Here is a 19,454-nt window from a genome sequence, read left to right on the forward strand (position 1 = left end):
GTCGTGTGACCACCGACATCGACACCCCATCACGTCAGCAGCAGCTGGCGGCTGGCAGCATCGGGAGCGACGTCAGCTTCCTGATGGCCCGCGCGAACGCCGTCTCCCTTTCGACCGCCAACACCCGGCTCGCCGGCCACGGCCTCCGCGTGCGTTCGTACAGCGTGCTGGCGCTCGCCTGCGACGATGGTCGGCCGAGTCAGAAGGAGATCGCCGAGCTGCTGCGCCTTGACCCCAGCCAGGTGGTCAGTCTTATCGACGACCTCCAGGACCGTGGATACGTCGAGCGCGTGCCGGACCCCCGCGACCGTCGATCGAACGTGCTGACGGCGACACCGAAGGGACGAGAGGCTCACGCCCGCGCGCGCGTCGACGCACGCCGCGCCGAAGAGGACCTGCTGGCGCCCCTCACAGTAGCCGAGCGGGAGACGCTCAGCCGCGTGCTCCGGCAGCTCGCCTTCCCATCCGCTTGAGCCACCCGAACACTCGCCTCGCAGCCTCAGTCAACCCGCCTCCAGAATCGAGCAGATGATGACGTCCGTCGCCCTTCCCCGCACGATCTTCGACGAGTCGCACGACGAGTTCCGAAGCGTCGTTCGTCGTTTCGTCGAGCGCGAGGTCAGCCCGAATCTCGAAGCGTGGGGTGAAGCAGGTCGTGTAGACCGCAGCTTCTTCCGCAAGGCTGCCGAGACCGGCCTGATCGGCATCACCGCACCCGAGGAGTTCGGTGGCGGCGGCGTCGAAGACTTCCGATACAACGCGATCATCATCGAGGAGTTCGCCCGCGCCGGCGCGACAGACGTCTCCATGTCGATCGACGGCGAAAACGACCTCGTGGCGCCCTACTTCATCGCCTTCGGCTTACCCGAGCAGAACGCCCGCTGGCTGGCTCCGATGATCTCCGGAGAACTGGTCGGCGCCATCGCTTTGACTGAGCCAGGCACGGGCTCCGACCTCGCAGCCATCACGACGACAGCGATCGCGGATGGTGACGACCTCATCGTCAACGGATCCAAGACCTTCATATCGAACGGGTTGCTCGCGGACTTCTTCATCGTCGCCGTCAGCACCGATCCCGCAGCCGGCCGCAAGGGCATCACGTTGCTCATCATGGATGCTGATACTCCGGGATTCACTCGCAACGGACCGCTGAAGAAGATCGGCCTGTCCGCGCAGGACACCGCCGAGCTGTCTTTCGCCGACGTGCGCGTTCCGCGCACGAACATCCTCGGCACAGCGGGCGAGGGCTTCACCCACATGCGCCGGAACCTCGCGGTCGAGCGTCTCAGCATTGCCGTCACATCCATGGCGCGGATGAGGGCGACGTTCGACCAGGCGTTGACCTACGCGACCGAGCGCAAGGCCTTCGGCGAGCGCATCGCAGACTTCCAGGCGAACCGCTTCTACCTGGCTGAGCTTGCCACCGAGATCGAGGTGACGCAAACGTTCATCGACCGCTGCATCCTCGACGCATCCGGCCACGAGTTGGACGAGGTGACCGCGGCGATGGCGAAGTGGTGGGCAACAGAACTGCACCAGCGCGTCATCCAGCGCGCCCTACAGCTGCACGGCGGCTACGGCTACATGCGCGAATACGCCGTGGCGCACGACTACATGGACTCCCGCGTGGCGACGATCTTCGGCGGTACCACGGAGATTATGAAAGAGATCATCGGGCGGCGCCTGACGCGCTAGCTCGAAAGCGCAACTTCTCCAGCGATGCGTGCGACGCGGGTAGAGCAGACTTTCCAGTTGCCGTCTTCCAGTCGGAACTCCTGGGAGACCTGCTCTATGGCGAAGAGCCTGAGCGGGTCGACGGCACTCATCTCATAGATCGAGCGGGTCGACGCGATCGTTGCGTTCGTCGCGTCGACAAGTTCGAATCGGATGTTCGTTGTCAGATGCTTGTATCCCCGACTCATCGTCTTTTCATTTCTCGCCTCGAGCATCGCGAAGACAGCAGCCTTGCCGGCCACCTCGCGCACCACTTCCCGATGACGGACACCCTCGCTGATCATCTTCGTGTCGTCCGTCAGCAAATTCATCCGGTCGAGCGAGCTATGGCCATCGATGCCATCGGTGCAGGTGATGATCGCGTGCATTACCGCGGTGCACGCGGCTTGCGCCCTCAGCTCGTCAGTGGAGCGGGGTCGACCGATGGATGCCTCGTAAGCGACCATTCTTCTCCTTGATGTAATGCAGGCTTCGGTGCCGCCCATTCGGTCGCGACACTCCACCCGGAATAGGGCGGCGGCATATCAGGTAATAGAATTGCAACCGCAGGATCAACATTAGTTGCATATCCCTCGCACGATGACTTGATCCGTCTAGACAGGAATGGCCAAAGATGAACGACCTCGCGACACAACTGCGTTCCCTCGATCCGCGCATCGCCCTCGGAACGAATGCGTTCGGCTGGACGGCATCCGCCTCCGATTCTGCCGCGGTGCTCAATGAACTCCTCGCTCGGAGCGGCGCTCCGATCCTGCTCGACACTGCGGACGTCTACACCGCTCCCGGGGCCGGCACCGATGCGCTGAAGACCTCGGAGGGCGTGATCGGCGCATGGCTGGCAACGAATCCCGCGGCGCGGGAACGTACGCTCCTGGCTTCCAAGGTGGGCGGAGGACCTGGCACTGGACGCCTATCCGCCACGGGGATCAGGCGCGGCGTCGAGAATTCGCTGAATCGACTGCGCACTGACTATATCGACGTGTACTACGCGCACAAGGACGATCCCGAAACTCCGCTCGAGGAGACCGTGGGCGCATTCGACGCCCTCATCGACGCCGGCCTGATCCGCGGGGTCGGCCTGTCGACGTACTCCCCCGAACGTGCACGCGAATGGATTAAGGTCGCCGACTCGATCGGTGCACGCCGCCCCGTCGCGATCATGCAGCGTTACAACCTGATCTCTCGACAAGGCTTCGAACAAAACTACCGTCCGCTCATCCAGGAGTTCGACCTCGCCGGCTTCGTCTACTTCGTGCTGGCATCCGGGCTCCTCACTGGCAAGTTCACCTCTGCAGCGCAGATCGAAGCGAGTGATCGATCAAAGATGACCGCAATGTTCACCGGCGACGAGGCTTTCGAGTTCGTCGACGCTTTGCGCACGACGGCAAACGAACTCGGCCTGAGCTCCGCCGCTGTTGCCACCGCATGGATGCTCGATCGCGACGGCGTAACGGCACCGGTCGTCGGCGTGCGGTCCGTGGCGCAGCTCCGTCAGGTACTCGACGAACTCACTCCGTTACCTGCAGAGGCGGCAGCCACTCTGACTGCCGCCTCGGAGCAGTTCGCCTGAGTCGGTTCTACCTGCCGGGACGTTGGTTGGTACCCAGGGACGACGGTCAGGACGCCTCGCCCGCGGCACGCAAGGCGCCAGCCAGCAGCTGCGCCAGATGTATACCGTTTCGATCGGTGAGATCGTCGAGCTGGGTGTGGCAGGAGAAGCCATCGGCGAGGATCACTGCATCCGCATCAGCGCCGTTGACGTGCGGCAGGAGCTGCTGCTCGGCAACCGCAATCGATACCTCATAGTGCCCCTGCTCCACACCGAAGTTACCCGCCAAGCCGCAGCAGCTGCTTATGTTCTGCCAGCAATTCTGCGACCGCATGCACGCTCCTGGCAGGTCCGCGGCATCTGGACGGAGCACGGCCGTGCACGATGGCTGGCTTCCCGACGATCAGGATGCCAGCCTCGGCGAACGGGATGAGAATAGCGACGTTGCTCAGGTATGGCAGATTCATAACTGCATTCACAAGCCGCGGCGCGATCCTTGCAAGCTTCGCCCAACGAGGCAACCACCGCGAAATACTCCTACCAAAGTGCCCGTACGTCGATGTAGCCAGGCAAACGAGGCGTTCTCGACCGCAGGGCATGCGGTCGGGAACGCCTCTAGCAATGGTACTTATACAGGCCCCGAGGCGGCGGAAGAATGAATTCGCATCATTCCCCGCCCCCTCATTGAGACTCCCCACTCGCTACTTCGCGACACCAATCCCATCGATGATCGGGTAGCCGGCTTGCCACTCCTGGACCCCGACGAGGTCCTTGCTGTATGCGATCGTGTAGTTGCGCCACATGACCGGGAGGTACGCCGAAGGGGTCTCGCGGACCAGCTGCGCGATCTCCTGGAAGACCTCACCCCGTGCCTGCGGATCTTCGGTGACCTTGGCCTTACGGATCAGATCCTCCACACCGGGCACATCTACCTTGCCGGGGTTGCGGATCGTATCAGTGCTGATGTGACGCCACAGGAACGGAGCAGGATCCACCTCAGGCACGAGGTTTTGCGTTGCGATAGGGATGGTTGGCTTCACCCATGTCGCGTCCGCGACACCGCTACCTGCGGGGAAAGTGAGTTCAACATCCACGCCGATCTCGGCCCAGCTAGCCTGAACGGCTTCGGCGAGTTGTTTATTGTTCGCCTGCGCGGCCATCGTGTAGGTGAAGCCGTCGGGGTATCCCGCCTCCGCGAGGAGGTCTTTCGCAGCATCGATGTCGAACGAGATCGGGTCGAGATCCTTGTCAAATCCAAAGCGGTTCGGGGCCACAAGCTGGTCTGCCACGAGGCCACGTCCGAAGTTGATGCCTTCGACGATTCCCTTGCGATCGATCGCGAGGCTGAGCGCTTCACGGACGCGCGGGTCACTCAGCTCTGGTGCAAGGTCCGGGTTGAGACTGATGGCGACCAGCTGGGAGCCGAGCGCGTCGTACATCGGAATGCCCGCGGATTGCACGGCGTCAGCTTGAGACGGCTCGATGATAGCCATGTCAATCTCGTTCGAGCGCATCGCATTCGCCATCGCAATAGGATCCTCGATCCACCGCAGCTTCACTCCTGCGACCTTGACAGCCTCCGGATTCCAGTAGTCCGGATTCGGCACGAGGTCGACTTCGACGCCTTCCACATCCTTCTTAACCAAGAACTTGCCCGTGCCGACCGGCACCGCGAAGTCACCACTTTGCACAGTCTCGGAACTCAAGATGATCCCTGCCCGTCCGGCGAGGACTTCAGGCAGCCCGACGTTCGGGCTCGACAGCACGATACGCGCGTGCAGGTCGTCGACGACCTCCACAGATGCCACCTCCGCGAGATCAGCCCTCGTGTTCGAGCCTTCACCCGCGTAATAGTCAAGGGTCGCTTTGACGTCCTCGGCACCGAAGGTTGTGCCGTCGTTGAACGTGGCGTCCTCACGCAAAGTGATGTCCCACGTCGTGCCCGCGTCAGGCGAAGTCCACTCCTCCGCCAGAGCCGGAATAAGGTTCAACTCCGCGTCGAGGCCGATTAGGTTGTCATAGACGAACTGATAGATCGGGACAATCGTGGCGCCAGGCATCTTGGACGGATCCCACGAGTTCTGGAGGAAGCGGACGCCGATTGAGATCGTGGCGTCAGGGTCTATCTCTGCAGACTCGGATGGAGCCTTGTCAGCTCCGGCACACCCCGCCAGTATGACGGCGGTCAATGTCACTGCTGCCGCCACGGACACGCGGCGGCGTCGTTGGATGATACGCATTTCACTCCTTTGTGAGACTCGAAGAACATGCAATCAGAACCCTACCGATCGCTTAGGTAAAGGTTATACATGTTGCGACCGATGTCAAGATCAACATGGGTAACGATTTGCCACCCCTTCAGATGATCGAAGCGCCACCGTCGATGACGATCGCCTGGGCAGTGGTGTACGAGGAGAGCGGCGAGAGCAGGAATGCGGCAACCTCCGCGACGTCCGACGCTGGCGCGGGCTCAGCAAGTGACACGTGCGGGGCATCAATGACACTCGCCCCGTCCGGATCCTGAATCCCTCCGGGGCAGATCGCGTTCACCCTCACCCCGTCTCCGGCCCGGCGCACTCCGACTTGGCGCGCAAGTTGAATGAGCGCCGCACCCATCGCTGCATACGCAGCAGACGCTTCCGGAACATCCCAGGACCCGGCAGTGGTGGACTGGACGACGATACTGCCGCCACCCTGCGCCGCAAGGTGATCGGCAGTCATATCCATCAGTCGCGCGGCACCAACGATCGACGAGGCGCCGAGCAAGCCCCCGATCCATGCGAACTGAAAACCTCCCCGCCATTCCGTCACCTGCGCGGGCAACTCATATTCGGAGCCAGGCTCGATCAACACCGACTGCACCACGCCGCCGACACCACTGAGGCGCGCTACCAAATCGTCGAGAGGTCGAGCGCACGTGTCTACGATCGTCACCGCGGCACCCTCAGCGACAAGCCTCTCAGCGACAGCCGCGCCAATCGTCGACCCGGCACCAAGTACGAGCGCCGTCTTATCCGCGAATCCGAGATCCATATAGCCACCTTGCCCCTGAGGTTCATCGCGCCCGAGGCTGGAGCCACCCAGTGGCCACCGAACTGATCGCGCGCAATATGTATCAATATTCCTGTGATCATATGCGATAATGATGCATATTCAAACTTGCGAAGGAGAAGTCATGGAGCTCGGACTGAACGGAAAAGTCGCTGTTGTCACAGGCGGTGGCAGCGGTATCGGTCGAGCTACGGCTCTGCGACTGGGCCGAGAAGGGGCAGCGGTCGTCGTTGCTGATCTCTCCGCCGAACGCGCTGACGCCGTCGCAGCTCAGATCATCGCAGCCGGAGGAACCGCTCTCTCGGCCGCCGGCGATGCCTCCACAATCGACGGTATCGACCGCATCGCGACCAGTGCAGAGAACTGGCGTGGGCCCGTGACTCGGCTCTGCCTGAACGCTGGGATTGGCGGCGAAGGCGACATTCGCACGATGAGTCTCGAGGATTGGCGCAAAGTTTTCGCCATCAACCTCGAGTCGCAGTTCCTGGCGGCTCAGCGTTTCCTGGATCCGATGATCGCCGCCGGCGGCGGCGCAATCGCGACTACTGGATCTTTCGGCGCATTCCGCTCGGGGCATCCGAGTTCGACACCGGCATACGGCGCATCGAAGGCGGCCGTCACCCAGCTGGTACGGCACCTGACCGCGCGGTTCTCCGCAGCAGGAGTTCGCGCGAACTGCATCTGCCCGGGTTCCGTTGAGACCGGCTTCGGCGCGACAGCTGTTGGGTCCGGAACAATGGTCACCGCACCGATGCGTGCACCCGCTGGGCGCCGCGCACAACCAGAGGAAATCGGAGACTGGATGGCGTTCCTCCTGTCCGACCGTGCCCGTCATCTGCGTGGACAAGTGATTCTGGTAGACGGTGGGCGCACAGCAGTGTGACCACTCCGCGACCTTCACAGTCGCCTGGCAGCACACACATCAGCTCGTTTCCGACAAATTCAACCGAAAGCGCTACGCATCCCGCACCACATGGGCGACGGGGCGCGTAGCGCTTTCTGCGGTCAAAACGGCTCAGCGTGACTGACGTTTCGGGAGGTTGCTACTTCTGCACACCGATCCCGTCAATGATCGGGAACCCGCCCTGCCATTCCTCAAGACCGATGATCTTGTCGCTGTACGCCACCGTGAAGTTGCGCCAGAGGACTGGGATGTAAGCGGGAACGATTTCCTGCGTCAACGCACCGATCTCTGCGAAAGCTTGCTGTCGCGCACCTGTGTCCTCGATGCCCTCACTGGTGACGATGAGATCCTCCAGACCCTCGACCTCAATCCCGCCAGGATTTCGCACTGTCTCGACACTTAGGTGACGCAAGAGGAACGGAGCCGGGTCAAGAGTTGGCACGAGGTTTTGCGTTGCGATCGGAATCGTCGGCTTGATCCAGGTCGCCTCCGCGATGCTTGCGCCTTGGGGAAAGACCAGGTCTACGTCAATCCCGATCGATGCCCAGTCCGCCTGAATTGCTTCAGCGAGTTGTTTGTTATTTGCTTGGGCACCGAAAGTATAAGCAAACCCGTCGGCATAGCCGGCCTCCGCCATGAGCTCACGCGCTGCGTCCAGGTCGTAGGGGATGTCTGGGAGCGCAGCATCAAAACCGAATCGTTGCGGTGCGATGAACTGATTCGCGACGGATGCCCGCCCGAAGAAGATGCCCTCAACGAGACCTTCCCGGTCGATGGCCATCGACATCGCGGCACGTACTCTCGGATCAGCAAGTTCGGGCGCAAGGTCGGGATTGACTCCAATGCCGACGAACTCAGTTCCCGACATTTCGTAAGTACGAATACCAGCACCCTTAACGGATTCCGCCTGTGCAGGCTCGATGAGCGCCATATCAATCTCACCCGAACGGATCGCGTTCACCATGGCGGTTGGATCCTCTATCCACCTCAGAGACACGCCCGCAATCCGCACGGCATCCGCGTTCCAATGTGTCGAACTGGCGACGAGGTCCAACTGCACACCGGGCGCATCTCGCTCGACGACGAACTTGCCAGTGCCGATCGGCTGATCAAACTCGCCGCTCGTAACGACATCGGAACTCAGCATCAGACCAGCCCGCGAAGTCAGCGTTGCAGGGAAGCCCACCTGAGGCGCGGACAGTTGAATCTCAAGGTGAGTGTCATCAACGATTGTGACCTCGCTCACCGTCTCGAGGTCGGGTCGTGAGTTCGATGCCTCGCCCGAATAGTACTCGAGCGTCGCTCTCACGTCTTCAGCGTCGAATGTCGAACCATCGCTGAACGCTACCCCCTCACGCAATTCGAAGTTCCAGGTCGTGCCACCGTCCGGCGTCGACCAAGACGTCGCGAGCCCAGGGGCGAGCTCTAGATCAGGCGTCACCCTCACGAGCGTGTCGTAAACCAGTTCATAAATCGGCACGATTGTCGCCCCGGGCATCTTGGACGGATCCCACGAGTTCTGCAGGAATCGAGTGCCGATCGAGACCGTTGCACCCAGATCCAAATCCTCGGACTTGCCGTCTACTGGCGGCTTATCTCCGGCCGCGCACCCTGCAAGCATCAGGGAGGAGATCGCGACCGCCACCCCTAGCCGCATTAGTCGACTGTTCTTCATGACACCCCTTCGTGTACTTTCTACGTACATGCACCATAATGACATCCGTTCGGATGGCATTTAGAATATGCTAACGCGAAAAGTCCGGTGCGAGTGCGCAATCAGCTTCTCGGGGCTACTTGGGGCTACTTGGGGCTACGATCTAGAGAAGCGCGGAAAACATTCGTTTCAAGAACTGATCGGAAGAATTTTTGATGAATAATGCGACCATCGAGCCATTTCCGGGGCCACCAGAGAGCGTCATGCGATGGACCGTCGGTAAAGCAAAAATCACGCGGATTCCAGAGAAATACGTCGAGATCCCATTCCCAACTTTCCTTCCCGATGCCGAACCGACATCCCGCGCCCTGCAGTGGATGCCCGATGAGTTCATCAGCCGGGCCGGAAACGCCATCCAGAGCTTTCATTCGTTCGTGATCGAGATCGACGACGACGTCATCCTTATCGACACCGGGTACGGGGACCAAAAGACCCGCCCTGATCGCGTCAATGCACACCTGCTTCGCACGACATACCTGGACTCACTCGCCCTGGGAGGTTTCAGCCGCCGAAACGTGACGAAAGTTGTCAACTCACACGGACATCTCGATCACATCGGATGGAACACCGTCTTCGATGGGAACGATTGGGTGCCCAGCTTCCCGCGTGCCCAATACTTCATGGATCATTCCGAACTCGCCTACTGGACGACTGATGAGCGGAGTCCGGCGAACAACGAAGACGCGCAGATGCGCGCCATCTCGGATTCACTCCTTCCTCTCCGCTCGCACGAGGTGCTTTCCACGACGCATGGGGCTCAAGAAATCGCGAATGGAGTGGAGGTCAGGCCGTTCCCCGGTCACACGCCAGGGCACCTGTGCGTCCGTGTCAGTTCCAACGGCCAAGAAGCGTGGCTTACGGGCGACTTGCTCGTCCACCCGAGCCACGTCAGCTATCCAGAATGGGGCTGTTCGATCGACACAGATCCCGCCCAGGCGGAACGCTCGAGAAGAGAGCTTCTCACGCTCGCGGCAGAGCGCGACGCACTCGTTCTCGGCGCTCACTGGCCGTCCCCAACAGGCCTGCGTATCCGCGCAACGGCGGACGGCCGATTCATGGGAATAGTGCCGGTCACAGACTAATCCGTCTCACCGCTTGATGAGGGGGCGCTCTCTCCCACGCACGACGCCCTCTCGTCAGGTGTTTTCTACGCGCCGAGTTCTTCATCTCGTCCGGGCGAAATACCTGCCAGTTCATCCAACGTCAAAGTTGCCGTAGGTCGAACGCGATCGGCCCAAGACTCATCCACTCCGGCGAGCATGTGGTCGAATCGGAATCCAGCCAACGGACCGAGCGCATCGAAAGCGGATGCCACAGCGTCACGCGCGTCCTTGCGTAGCCATCCTGCGGGCATCATATCGACGGGCAGGCCTGGGTCCATTGGGACGAGCCGCCGGTACCGGGTGAGCAACAACGTTCTGCGAACCAAGGCTGCGGACGGCGAGAGCGTGCCGTCCGAGAACTCCTGCAACAGTTCCGTCGCTTCGTCTCGCACTGTGGCGTACCCGACGTTGATGCTCCCAAGATCCCACGATTCAATGGGGCGCCGCCCGCGCAGCAGGAACGAAGAATCCTCCACGAGGTGAGCGCTTAGTTGCTCAACACCGCGAACCTCCGCCTTTCTGACGGCGACTTCACGCAGGTCACCAGGCGCGATCCATACGCCGTCGTAGAACGGCGCGAATCCCTCCAGTCGCAGCGAGTCACGCAGTGCCATCCTGATGCGGCTGTGCTGTTCCGGTATGGAGAACGCGACGACTGTCCAGACGCCCGACCATTCGTCGGAGAGTCCGAAATTCAAAATACGGTGGACGCCGGGTTCTGCCCGCGTTCGAGCGATCGGAGCGGCACGAAAGAAGAGGTTGCGCCCGGCACGACGCGTAATGACGAGTTGGTCGCGTTCGAGGCGGCGAAGAGTCGCTCGAGTATTCGGAGCGGCGATCCCGAAATCAGCCAACAAAGCGACCAGGAATGTGCCGGGAACCTCGATCTTCGGGTCATTGCGCCAGTAGTACGCGATGAAAGTAGCGACGATGTCGCGCGCAGTGATCCGCCGAGTTATGCGCCCTTCCACGCTTCCACTTGCAGCGGGCAACTCAACATCTGTGTCCATGGATGTCATTTCTCGATCACGCCCCCAAGCCCATCGGCATGTTCTTTCGTCATAAGCGCTGCTTGAAAGGGCGTGAGGAACATATCGCGGGTGTCAAACTGTCTCCTCACGGCGTCGAACCGCCCAAGATCTGTATATCGCGACTTGAGGAGCTCTGGCTGGTACAGGCTGTCCTTCGCCCAATGGGGTCTCGCACCATAGCCTAACAAGACATCGTGGACTAATTCGTACATTGCGCCCCCCTGTTCCAATGACGTAGCCGCGGCAGAAAGGGTGAGCATCGGGCCGCCCTGATATGGCGATAGGAAGGCATCGTCGCTGGCCACGTTACGCAATGCGAGCGGCATCCCTGTCAGCGTCTCGGGTTGGTCCGAGAGCACGCGCTCTACAGCGGCGACGACCTCAGCAACTTGCGCGAGAGGGATGGAATGCTCAACGACGCTGAAAGTGGCCGGTCGTACGTTGCCCGCCGTTGCCAGCGCCGTGAAACTCGGAAGCGCACCTTCTGATCCTGCACGTGCCGGGACCCATTCGCGCAGATGAAACTTTGAGTTGGCGCGTACGTCACCGTCGGCGTCTGGATACCACCGCGCTGCTCGGCGAACGCCGTCGTCCACAGTCAGCCATTCCGGCGCGAGACGGTCGTGCCATGAATCTTCTATACGCAGCCATGACGCCGGCTGTATCTCCAGGGTCAACTCAGTCACCACCCCGAGCATTCCGAGTCCGACACGCGCTGCTCGGAGCCACTCCTCGTCGCCCTTGCCGACTGTCACGATCTCCGCATCGGCGTTAGCAATCCGGAAACCCTGAGCGTATGCGGAGAGACACCGGTGGCTTAGCCCGGTACCGTGGGTCGCAGTAGCGACCGCCCCGCCGACCGTCTGTCCCGAGAAACCGCCGAGGCTGGGAAGCTCAGCGCCAGCCCGCCAGAGCGCTAGGCACAGATCGGCGAGCGAGGTTCCTGCCGCTACACGCGCGGTGCCCGCCCCGAGATCGATGTCGCGGACACCCTGAAGTGCATCGGTGCGCACGACCACCGAGCCTTCTCCAACTGACTCAGCCCATGAGTATCCGCGCCCCGCCGTGCGCACGGTTTCACCTCCGGCTAGGGCCTCGGAAATGGCGGATACAACCCCCGCTTCGTCAGACGGCGTAACGTCACGTGCGATCGGGACTACTCGAGATCCGGTCCAATTCGACCAGGTTGGGGAAGTCTCAATGCTGGCACTCAACCGGACCTCCGTGTTAGCGCCGCACGAATGTCCTTGCGGAGCAGTTTGCCCATCTCGTTGTGCGGAAGCTCATCCCAGATGACGATCTCGGCAGGCACCCTGGACGAACGCAGCCTCGATCGCACTAGCGCCTTCAACGCTGCAGCGTCGATCTCCGCACCCGACGTCGGCACGAGCACTGCGACGGGGACTTCGCCCCACTGGTCGTCGGGGAGGGCCACGACAGCCGCGTCCGCCACCGACGGGTCGTCGCGGAGGACGTCCTCAATCTCGCCGGGTGAAATGTTCTCGCCGCCACGGACGATGACGTCATCCGCTCGGCCGCTGAGGAACACGTATCCACCTGCGTCGACCAAGCCACGATCCTTCGTCGCGAACCATCCGTCGACAAGGTGCGAGTTCATCCCACGATAGGCACCGGAGATCTGGGGGCCACGCACCCAGATCTCGCCTTCTTCGCCATTGGCGAGTTCGGCCCCATCAGCACCACGGATCTCGAGCTCGATTGAGGGAATCGGTCGACCAACCGATCCGAGGCGTGCCTGCACTGCAGGGTCGGCGGAGGCGAATGCCTCACGGTGATCGTCGGGGCCGAGTAGAGCGATCGTCGAGCTGGTCTCGGTGAGCCCGTAGGCGTTCGTGAAGCCGACGTGAGGCAGATGCTCCAGCGTCGCCCGAATCAGCTCCCCCGGCATACGCCCGCCGCCGTATGACAGGGCGCGCAGCGACGGGAGAGTCTCTCCCGATGAAGTCAGAACATCGAGGATGCGCTGCAGCATCGTTGGAACCACCATCGCCGAGCTAACGGAGTTGGTACGAACAGCAGCGACCCAGCCCTCTGCGTCGAAGGACTCGAGATACACCATCTTGCGGGCGGCGAACACCGATGAGAGCACGGCCGCGATACCCGCGACATGGTACGGCGGCACGCTCACGAGTGCGGCGTCCCCCTCCGGCGCGGACAGCATCTCGACGGTGCCGAGAATGTACGACGTGAGATTCTCGTGACTGAGCTCGACGATCTTGGGTTCGCCGGTCGTCCCGCTCGTGAACAGCCATACGGCGACTTCACCGACTCTGCCTGGCTTCGACTCAACGGGCGCGGGGTTTCGCGCCTCAGCGATGTCGATCACAATGCAGTCGGCGGGTGAGCCGATACGGGCCGCACCTGGCTCGTCCGTGACGATCAGTGCGCGCCCCAACCGCTCGGTCTGACGGCGAAGCTGGTCGTCGGCGAGACGGTAGTTGAGTGGCGCAAACGGCACACCTGCTTCGGCCGCAGCGAACAGCAGCAGCGGCACTGCTGCGGAGTTCGTTCCGATGAAGGCGATGCACTCGGCACCCTCCGCGACCGCACGCGCGGCAAGCCGACCAGCGTCGCGCTGTACTTCACCATAAGAGATCGATCCCGAAACGTCGGTGATCGCTGTGCGTTCTGGCGCAATCTCAGCAATCGTGCTGAGCAGGACTGAGATGCTCATGTCAGTCCGAAGATGGTAGCGCGGTGGCCGCCCGTTGCATCAGCTCGCGTCCATCCGCAGCGAACGGACCTACACCGGGACGTGTGATCATCACGACGAGACCGCTGTCGGCGTCCTCGTGGCGCTTGCCGACCGCAAGCTCCGTGCCTTCGGCTGAGAACTCTGCACCGTCCGCGCGCTCCGTGAGAACCGGTCCTCCAGCGCACGTAAGCTCGATATCAGCGCCTGTGACGACGATTGCTTCGACTGCGGAGACCGCGCTGTACAGGCGGGTTCCTGGTGTCCATTTAGTCATGATCGGTTCCTTTCTCTGGGGCCGTTACCGGCCACGAAATCGCTCGGCACGCAGGCGGAGAGCTCCGCCATCTACGGACAATACATCCGCAGTCACGTAACGCGCCTCGTCGGATGCGAAGTACAGTGCGGCGTTCGCAATGTCCTCCGGGGTGCCCCGGCGCTTGATCGACAGATCAACGATCCCATCGTCGTCGTACATGCCGGAGGCTCGCACGGCATTGCTCATCGGCGTCTCAACAGGACCGGGACAGATTGCGTTGACCCGGATGTTGTTCTCGCCGTACTGGAAGGCGAGGCTGCGCGTGATTGCGACCACTCCCCCCTTCGAAGCTGCATACGCGGCACGTGGGGCCATCCCAATCGCAGCCGCCGAGGCGATATTCACGATTGATCCCCCGCCGCGGGCGATCAACGAGGGAAGAGTGTGCTTGCAGCAGAGGAACACTCCCGTGAGATTCACGTCCATAATCAGCTGCCACGCGTCCTGCTCCAGCTCGTGCAGCTTGAGTGTGTCGCCGAAGGAGATTCCCGCGTTGTTCACGAGGATGTCGACTCCGCCGAACTCGGTCACCGTGGCATCCACCATTGAGGCAACGTCCTCGGCACTGGTGACGTTCGTGCGGACGGCGATCGCGCGCCCACCGCTTGCGGTGATCTGTGCGACGGTTTCCTCCGCCGCCTCCAATGCCATATCCGCGACGGTGACGGCGGCTCCCTGTTCAGCAAAGCACTTCGCGATACCGCGACCTATGCCGCTTCCTGCGCCCGTGACGATCGCCGATTTGCCGGCAATTCTGCCCCTGCTCATGGCAGTTCCTCCTTCTGAGTGCACGGTAATCAGTCCGTGCGTGTGCGAGTCGTGCCACCGTCTACAGGCAGGACCGCGCCGGTGATGTATGAGGATTCTTCGGATGCCAGAAAGGTTGCCGCGTACGCTATGTCATCCGGTTCACCGAATCCAGGCAGCACCTTGCTGACAATCGGCCTGGATTCCTGTTCTGCCGCAGTCGTCGCGATGAAGTCGTTCTTGTACTCGGACGTCTGTGCTAGCTCAGTGCGGCGATCGGTCTCAATCGTGCTGGGTGTGATGACATTAGCGCGCACGCCGTAGTCGGCAGCCTGCGCGGCGACAGCCTTCGTGAGTGCGTTTACTGCCGCCTTCGACGCGGCATAGGCGGGAAGTGCGGATTTAACGAGCGCCGCGATCGACGAAATGTTGACGATCGATCCGCCGCCGCCGTCACGCATGACCGGCAGCACGTGCTTCATCGTGAAGAAGACGCCCTTCGCGTTGACATTCATCGTCTGGTCCCAGACTTCTTCGGTCAGATCGAACAGTTCCGGCGGTTCGATGCCGTACACAGCGTGGTTGTTGCAGAGCACGTCGATCCCGCCAAAGGCGCGTACGGTCTCGTTCACGAGTGCTCGTACCCCGTCCTCGTCGACGACATCAGTGCACACGAACAGGGCTTCTCCGCCGTCTTCTCGAATGAGCTGTGAGGTCTCTTCGCCAGTTTCGACCGTACGGCAGGCGATCACCACACGGGCACCTTCACGTGCGAACATGCGGGCGATCGCGCGGCCGATACCGGTTCCTGCACCGGTGACGATCGCTACCTTTCCGCTGAGGCGTCCAGTTTCGCCAAGTGTCTCCGCGCTCACTGCAGTGCTCCTTCCACGAGCAGATCGATGTACTCTGCCTCGTCGAAGCCGAGTGTGTGTGTGAGGATGTCTTCGTTGTGCTCGCCCATCTTCGGCGCAGGCCCGATTTCCGCCGGCGTACGCGTCAGTTGGAATGGAGGCACCTGGTGCGGAAACGCTCCGAGCACGGAATGCGGCACATCCTTCATGAACTCCCGGTGGATCAGCTGCGGATCCGCATCGATGAAGTCGTGCGGGATCTGCACTGCCGCGCCGCGCACGCCTTCTGCCTGCAGCGTACGCATCACATCATGCGGATCCCGCGTCCTCGTCCACTCGGCGACCAGCTCGTCAAGACGGTCTTCATTAGCCTTACGACCGTCGTGGGTTGCGAACGAGGGATCTGAGGTCCACTCCGGTGCGCCGATTGCGGCCACGAAACGCGACCACTCCTCGTCGCCGAAGACAGCGATCGCACACCAGCGGTCGTCCCCGATGCATGGGTACACACCGTGCGGTGCGGCATTCGGCACCCGGTTGCCCGTGCGGTTCTGCTCGCAACCGTTCACCTCGAAGTCGAGGATGGCAGGCAAAATCTGCTGAGCCGTCACTTCGTACATGCTGGCTTCCAGGTACTGTCCCTCGCCGGTTCGGCGACGATGCAGGAGCGCTCCGACAACACCGATCGCGTTGACCAGCGGCACGATGTAGTCGCCGTAGATTCCAGCGCTCGGGGTGATCGGCGTACGGTCCGGCCATCCGGTGAGGTGCAAGCGCCCGGAGATCGCCGCTCCTGTCCCGTCAATGCCCCATTCGTTCGCAAGCGGCCCCGTCTGGCCGAACATGCTGCCACTGATGTAGATCACATTCGGGTTGATCTTGCGTACGTCCTCGTACCCGTAGCCGAGGGCGGCCAGCGTACCTGGCGTGAAGTTCTCGTTGACGACATCCGCCTGGCGGATGAGACCCTCGATGACTCGACGCGACGACGGATGCTTCAGATCAATAGCGAGGCTCTTCTTGGAGGTATTGAAGTGCGCGAACCAGGGCTTGTCATCGAAGCTCGTGCGCGTCGACTTCGAGAACCGCCGATCCACCCGTGTCATATCGGGCCTCTTTGATGACTCGACCCGGATCACCTCTGCACCGTGGTCCCCGAGCATCTTGCCCGTGATCGAGCCGACCAGAGCCCAGCCGAAGTCGAGGACGCGGATCCCCGTGAGCGGTGGCCGAGTCGATGAGGGCTGAGACAACTGCGGCTCGGATACCGCGCTTTCCGTCACGGATGATGCCGCGGCGAGATCTGCGAGCACCGCTTCGGTGTCCGCGCCCAGCAACGGGGCCGGCGTGTTGATGCCGGTGCTCGACACACTGGCCTTGAAGAAGTATCGGGGGATGTCGACGTCACCGAGCGCTGGGTCCGCCACGCGGACCCAGTAGTCCCGCGAACGCAGATGCTCGCACGCATGGATGTCGCCCGGTTCGTTCGCCACTGCCGCGTTGATTCCGCGTGCAATCGATTCCCGGTTGATCTCTTCTCGCGTAAACCGAGCGAAGAATGGTCCGATCACCGCGGCGAATCGATCCCACTCCGCTTGGGTGATTCCTGCTTTGTCAAAGGCGAACCAGTCGTCGATCTCCTGCAGGGGGTGCACGGGCACGTACTCGCTGATCCAGTCCGACAGTGCCTTGTTCGCCGTCGCCCCGAACGCTCCGCCGAGCATGTGCCAGAAGAGATGGCCGTCCTGGCAAGGCCAGAACCACTCAGTCGCAGTCGGACCGAGCTGAGACTTGTGCCCTTCGCGGGACAGCGCCAACTGCTCGCTCCAGGCGACGATCGCCGACGTCATACGACTCGCAGCAACCTCCTGCACCGAGACGTCGACATCCTGGCCCTGCCCGGAGACGTCCGCTTCGTAGTAGGCCAGCATGATGCCCAGCGCGGCAGCGACACCGGCGTGAAAGTACCCGGAGTCCAACGATTCCTTTACGGGGGGACGGTCAGGATCGCCGGTGTTGTTCAAAACGCCGCTCATCGCGACCGCTGTCAGCTCCGACGCGATGTAGTCGGAGTACGGCCCCGTTCGTCCGAACGGCGTCACCGATGCTCCGATGAGAGAGGGGTTCTCGGCGCGCAGATCGGCGGCGGCCAGTCCCCGTCGTGACAGCGCGTGCGGATCCGAGCTCTCCACGATGACAGCGGCAGTCTTCGCCAATGCACGAAAGGTCTCCGCATCCTTCTCGTCGTCCAGATCCAGCACGATACTGCGCTTGCCTGCGTTGAACGAGCGCCAGTAAAGGCTGTTCTCGACGCCCGGCTCGTCGCCGCTGAACGGCGGGAGGAATCGCGCCGGATCACCACCGGGGCGCTCGACCTTGATCACTTCGGCACCGAGCTCGGCAAGGATCTTGCCGCAGACGAAGCCCATCTCATCACTCAGGTCCAGCACGCGGACACCCACGAGCATCGAAGTCATTCCTTCTCCTCTGTTCTTTCATGCGCATCCTGTGCCGCCGCGACACCGAGGCTGCTGAGGAAGGACGCGACGCTTTCGCGCAGCTGGACTGCGTCCGCGAGTTCATAGTCAGTGTCGATCAGCGCGAGAGTCGGGATGCCGTATGCGCGCAATGCGTCCGCCTGGTCGGGATAGTCCCAGCCGAATGAGGTGTCCCCGCGCAGGTGCACCGCGATCACGGCATCGGGCTCAGTTCGAACAGCCATCTCCACGCGCTGCGTGATCCGCCGCTCACGGCCGAAGCCCCAGCTTTCCGGGAACTTGTATGTCCAGCGATCGGCGAGTGCCTCGAACGGATCCGGAAGGCTCTCAGCGACGGGCGTGTGCGCGTATCGCATACCGAACTCGGTGTCCTCACCGATCACCACCGCCCCGAGATCTTCGATCATTTGAATGAATCCCACATGATCGACAGAGCTTCCAGTCACGAAGATCCGCGGATGCCGAACGGTCGCGCTCTCCCCTTCGACTGCGGCGAGTGCTCTCTCAAGAAGATCGTTGAATGCTGCCTTCGGCATGAGCATCGCAGCAAGTGTGATGACAGTCGCATCCACCCCCGAGATGCGCGGGGTATCGCCGATGCGAAGCGCCTCAACCTTTTGCAAGAGAGCACGCGTCCGGTTTGTGACGCGGATCGCGTCCCACATTCGCTCGAATGTCACGCGCTGCGGGCTGATTGCGGAGATCTCCTCCGCGAAGCGAACCATTCCCTCACGGTTGTACTCACGGTGTTCGGCGAATGTGCCGCGCGCACGTTCGAGGTACAGCGTGTGGGCGATGTCGGGCGCACCGAAAACTTCACTGTAGACCTCGAAGAATCCGGCGCTCTCTCCGATCCATCGGTCTCCACCCGTGACGCACAGAAGATCACAATCGTCGTGACGTCCGGTCACGAGTGCCTCGTACAGGTACCGGATTCGTGCGGGCGCCGAGACGTCCAGGTGCTCGGTGATTCGATCGGGGGCAACGGCGAGGTCTCCGGTCAGGAGCATCGGCCGATATCCAGCGGCCATAGCGAGCTCCTCCGGAAAGCCCGTATCGAGGAACCCGGCGACCGGTTCGTCCACGCCGCCTGAGAGCTCCGTGATCACGCTGGCATCCCATCGGTTCTCGACGACCGAGTGGAATACATTGAACGCGTCATTGCGGTTCATGCGTACCTCCAAAACAAGATTAGTAATAGCTTAGCACTCGTTCGAAGAAAAAGTGTTACACGTTA

The 19,454-nt window shown here is 61.9% G+C and carries 18 protein-coding genes; 5 read left to right on the top strand and 13 right to left on the bottom strand.

Features of this window, described 5'->3' with window-relative positions:
* Window positions 1–5 precede the first annotated feature (5 nt).
* On the top strand, window positions 6–473 hold the full coding sequence (locus ACSU1G_RS14700; RefSeq protein ID WP_439280702.1) for a MarR family winged helix-turn-helix transcriptional regulator: 468 nt from the start codon (window positions 6–8) through the stop codon (window positions 471–473).
* Between the two features lie 55 nt (window positions 474–528).
* Window positions 529–1,695 carry an acyl-CoA dehydrogenase family protein gene (locus ACSU1G_RS14705; RefSeq protein ID WP_439280703.1) on the top strand — a complete coding sequence of 389 codons (1,167 nt, stop codon included), beginning with the start codon at window positions 529–531 and terminating at the stop codon, window positions 1,693–1,695.
* Here the strand turns inward: ACSU1G_RS14705 and ACSU1G_RS14710 are convergent.
* Window positions 1,692–2,180 (bottom strand): hypothetical protein, encoded by a 489-nt coding sequence (locus ACSU1G_RS14710; protein ID WP_439280704.1) that lies wholly within the window; start codon window positions 2,178–2,180, stop codon window positions 1,692–1,694. The genes ACSU1G_RS14705 and ACSU1G_RS14710 overlap by 4 nt on opposite strands.
* A 167-nt stretch (window positions 2,181–2,347) precedes the next feature.
* Between ACSU1G_RS14710 and ACSU1G_RS14715 the strand changes: the two genes are divergently transcribed.
* Window positions 2,348–3,304: an aldo/keto reductase gene (locus ACSU1G_RS14715; protein ID WP_439280705.1), complete on the top strand. Its 957-nt coding sequence runs from the start codon at window positions 2,348–2,350 to the stop codon at window positions 3,302–3,304.
* Between the two features lie 46 nt (window positions 3,305–3,350).
* Here ACSU1G_RS14715 and ACSU1G_RS14720 read toward each other — a convergent pair whose 3' ends face one another.
* The 3 genes from ACSU1G_RS14720 to ACSU1G_RS14730 all read right to left on the bottom strand — a co-directional run bounded on the left by ACSU1G_RS14720 (window position 3,351) and on the right by ACSU1G_RS14730 (window position 6,316).
* Window positions 3,351–3,617, bottom strand: coding sequence for a hypothetical protein (locus ACSU1G_RS14720; protein WP_439280706.1), 267 nt, complete (start codon window positions 3,615–3,617; stop codon window positions 3,351–3,353).
* A gap of 367 nt (window positions 3,618–3,984) precedes the next feature.
* Complete coding sequence (locus ACSU1G_RS14725; protein WP_439280707.1) at window positions 3,985–5,523, bottom strand: ABC transporter substrate-binding protein; 1,539 nt, start codon at window positions 5,521–5,523, stop codon at window positions 3,985–3,987.
* Between the two features lie 118 nt (window positions 5,524–5,641).
* Window positions 5,642–6,316 (bottom strand): SDR family NAD(P)-dependent oxidoreductase, encoded by a 675-nt coding sequence (locus tag ACSU1G_RS14730; protein WP_439280708.1) that lies wholly within the window; start codon window positions 6,314–6,316, stop codon window positions 5,642–5,644.
* A 142-nt stretch (window positions 6,317–6,458) separates the two neighbouring features.
* On the opposite strand from ACSU1G_RS14730, the gene ACSU1G_RS14735 reads away from it, so the two are divergent.
* Window positions 6,459–7,217: an SDR family NAD(P)-dependent oxidoreductase gene (locus ACSU1G_RS14735; protein ID WP_439280709.1), complete on the top strand. Its 759-nt coding sequence runs from the start codon at window positions 6,459–6,461 to the stop codon at window positions 7,215–7,217.
* A 160-nt stretch (window positions 7,218–7,377) separates the two neighbouring features.
* On the opposite strand, the gene ACSU1G_RS14740 is transcribed toward ACSU1G_RS14735, so the two are convergent.
* On the bottom strand, window positions 7,378–8,913 hold the full coding sequence (locus ACSU1G_RS14740) for an ABC transporter substrate-binding protein (protein WP_439280710.1): 1,536 nt from the start codon (window positions 8,911–8,913) through the stop codon (window positions 7,378–7,380).
* 194 nt (window positions 8,914–9,107) lie between these two features.
* On the opposite strand from ACSU1G_RS14740, the gene ACSU1G_RS14745 reads away from it, so the two are divergent.
* Window positions 9,108–10,034: an MBL fold metallo-hydrolase gene (locus ACSU1G_RS14745; RefSeq protein ID WP_439280711.1), complete on the top strand. Its 927-nt coding sequence runs from the start codon at window positions 9,108–9,110 to the stop codon at window positions 10,032–10,034.
* A 65-nt stretch (window positions 10,035–10,099) separates the two neighbouring features.
* On the opposite strand, the gene ACSU1G_RS14750 is transcribed toward ACSU1G_RS14745, so the two are convergent.
* Genes ACSU1G_RS14750 through ACSU1G_RS14785 form a run of 8 tightly spaced genes read right to left on the bottom strand, consistent with a single transcriptional unit; the run spans window position 10,100 to window position 19,389 of the window.
* The gene (locus tag ACSU1G_RS14750) at window positions 10,100–11,065 is read right to left on the bottom strand and encodes a PaaX family transcriptional regulator C-terminal domain-containing protein (protein ID WP_439280712.1); all 966 of its coding nucleotides are present in this window, start codon (window positions 11,063–11,065) and stop codon (window positions 10,100–10,102) included.
* 5 nt (window positions 11,066–11,070) lie between these two features.
* Complete coding sequence (locus ACSU1G_RS14755) at window positions 11,071–12,300, bottom strand: D-arabinono-1,4-lactone oxidase (protein ID WP_439280713.1); 1,230 nt, start codon at window positions 12,298–12,300, stop codon at window positions 11,071–11,073.
* Window positions 12,297–13,781 (bottom strand): class I adenylate-forming enzyme family protein, encoded by a 1,485-nt coding sequence (locus ACSU1G_RS14760; protein WP_439280714.1) that lies wholly within the window; start codon window positions 13,779–13,781, stop codon window positions 12,297–12,299. The genes ACSU1G_RS14755 and ACSU1G_RS14760 overlap by 4 nt, the downstream gene beginning before the upstream one ends.
* A gap of 1 nt (window position 13,782) precedes the next feature.
* Complete coding sequence (locus tag ACSU1G_RS14765; RefSeq protein ID WP_439280715.1) at window positions 13,783–14,076, bottom strand: hypothetical protein; 294 nt, start codon at window positions 14,074–14,076, stop codon at window positions 13,783–13,785.
* Between the two features lie 24 nt (window positions 14,077–14,100).
* Window positions 14,101–14,886 (bottom strand): SDR family NAD(P)-dependent oxidoreductase, encoded by a 786-nt coding sequence (locus ACSU1G_RS14770; RefSeq protein WP_439280716.1) that lies wholly within the window; start codon window positions 14,884–14,886, stop codon window positions 14,101–14,103.
* A gap of 29 nt (window positions 14,887–14,915) precedes the next feature.
* A complete protein-coding gene (locus ACSU1G_RS14775; RefSeq protein WP_439280717.1) occupies window positions 14,916–15,740 on the bottom strand; it encodes an SDR family NAD(P)-dependent oxidoreductase in 825 nt (274 codons plus the stop codon).
* Window positions 15,737–18,196, bottom strand: coding sequence for a CaiB/BaiF CoA transferase family protein (locus tag ACSU1G_RS14780; RefSeq protein WP_439280718.1), 2,460 nt, complete (start codon window positions 18,194–18,196; stop codon window positions 15,737–15,739). The genes ACSU1G_RS14775 and ACSU1G_RS14780 overlap by 4 nt, the downstream gene beginning before the upstream one ends.
* Window positions 18,193–19,389: a 2-hydroxyacyl-CoA dehydratase subunit D gene (locus ACSU1G_RS14785; protein WP_439280719.1), complete on the bottom strand. Its 1,197-nt coding sequence runs from the start codon at window positions 19,387–19,389 to the stop codon at window positions 18,193–18,195. Before ACSU1G_RS14785 ends, ACSU1G_RS14780 begins: the two co-directional genes overlap by 4 nt.
* Window positions 19,390–19,454: the final 65 nt, after the last annotated feature.

Source organism: Microbacterium sp. A93, assembly GCF_051842835.1.

Bases quoted from the DNA above. Each gene is read 5' to 3' on its own strand.
- ACSU1G_RS14705 (WP_439280703.1), top strand. From the start codon at position 529: ATGATGACGTCCGTCGCCCTTCCCCGCACGATCTTCGACGAGTCGCAC.
- ACSU1G_RS14710 (WP_439280704.1), bottom strand. From the start codon at position 2,180: ATGGTCGCTTACGAGGCATCCATCGGTCGACCCCGCTCCACTGACGAG.
- ACSU1G_RS14715 (WP_439280705.1), top strand. From the start codon at position 2,348: ATGAACGACCTCGCGACACAACTGCGTTCCCTCGATCCGCGCATCGCC.
- ACSU1G_RS14720 (WP_439280706.1), bottom strand. From the start codon at position 3,617: ATGCGGTCGCAGAATTGCTGGCAGAACATAAGCAGCTGCTGCGGCTTG.
- ACSU1G_RS14725 (WP_439280707.1), bottom strand. From the start codon at position 5,523: ATGCGTATCATCCAACGACGCCGCCGCGTGTCCGTGGCGGCAGCAGTG.
- ACSU1G_RS14730 (WP_439280708.1), bottom strand. From the start codon at position 6,316: ATGGATCTCGGATTCGCGGATAAGACGGCGCTCGTACTTGGTGCCGGG.
- ACSU1G_RS14735 (WP_439280709.1), top strand. From the start codon at position 6,459: ATGGAGCTCGGACTGAACGGAAAAGTCGCTGTTGTCACAGGCGGTGGC.
- ACSU1G_RS14740 (WP_439280710.1), bottom strand. From the start codon at position 8,913: ATGAAGAACAGTCGACTAATGCGGCTAGGGGTGGCGGTCGCGATCTCC.
- ACSU1G_RS14745 (WP_439280711.1), top strand. From the start codon at position 9,108: ATGAATAATGCGACCATCGAGCCATTTCCGGGGCCACCAGAGAGCGTC.
- ACSU1G_RS14750 (WP_439280712.1), bottom strand. From the start codon at position 11,065: ATGGACACAGATGTTGAGTTGCCCGCTGCAAGTGGAAGCGTGGAAGGG.
- ACSU1G_RS14760 (WP_439280714.1), bottom strand. From the start codon at position 13,781: ATGAGCATCTCAGTCCTGCTCAGCACGATTGCTGAGATTGCGCCAGAA.
- ACSU1G_RS14765 (WP_439280715.1), bottom strand. From the start codon at position 14,076: ATGACTAAATGGACACCAGGAACCCGCCTGTACAGCGCGGTCTCCGCA.
- ACSU1G_RS14770 (WP_439280716.1), bottom strand. From the start codon at position 14,886: ATGAGCAGGGGCAGAATTGCCGGCAAATCGGCGATCGTCACGGGCGCA.
- ACSU1G_RS14780 (WP_439280718.1), bottom strand. From the start codon at position 18,196: ATGACTTCGATGCTCGTGGGTGTCCGCGTGCTGGACCTGAGTGATGAG.
- ACSU1G_RS14785 (WP_439280719.1), bottom strand. From the start codon at position 19,389: ATGAACCGCAATGACGCGTTCAATGTATTCCACTCGGTCGTCGAGAAC.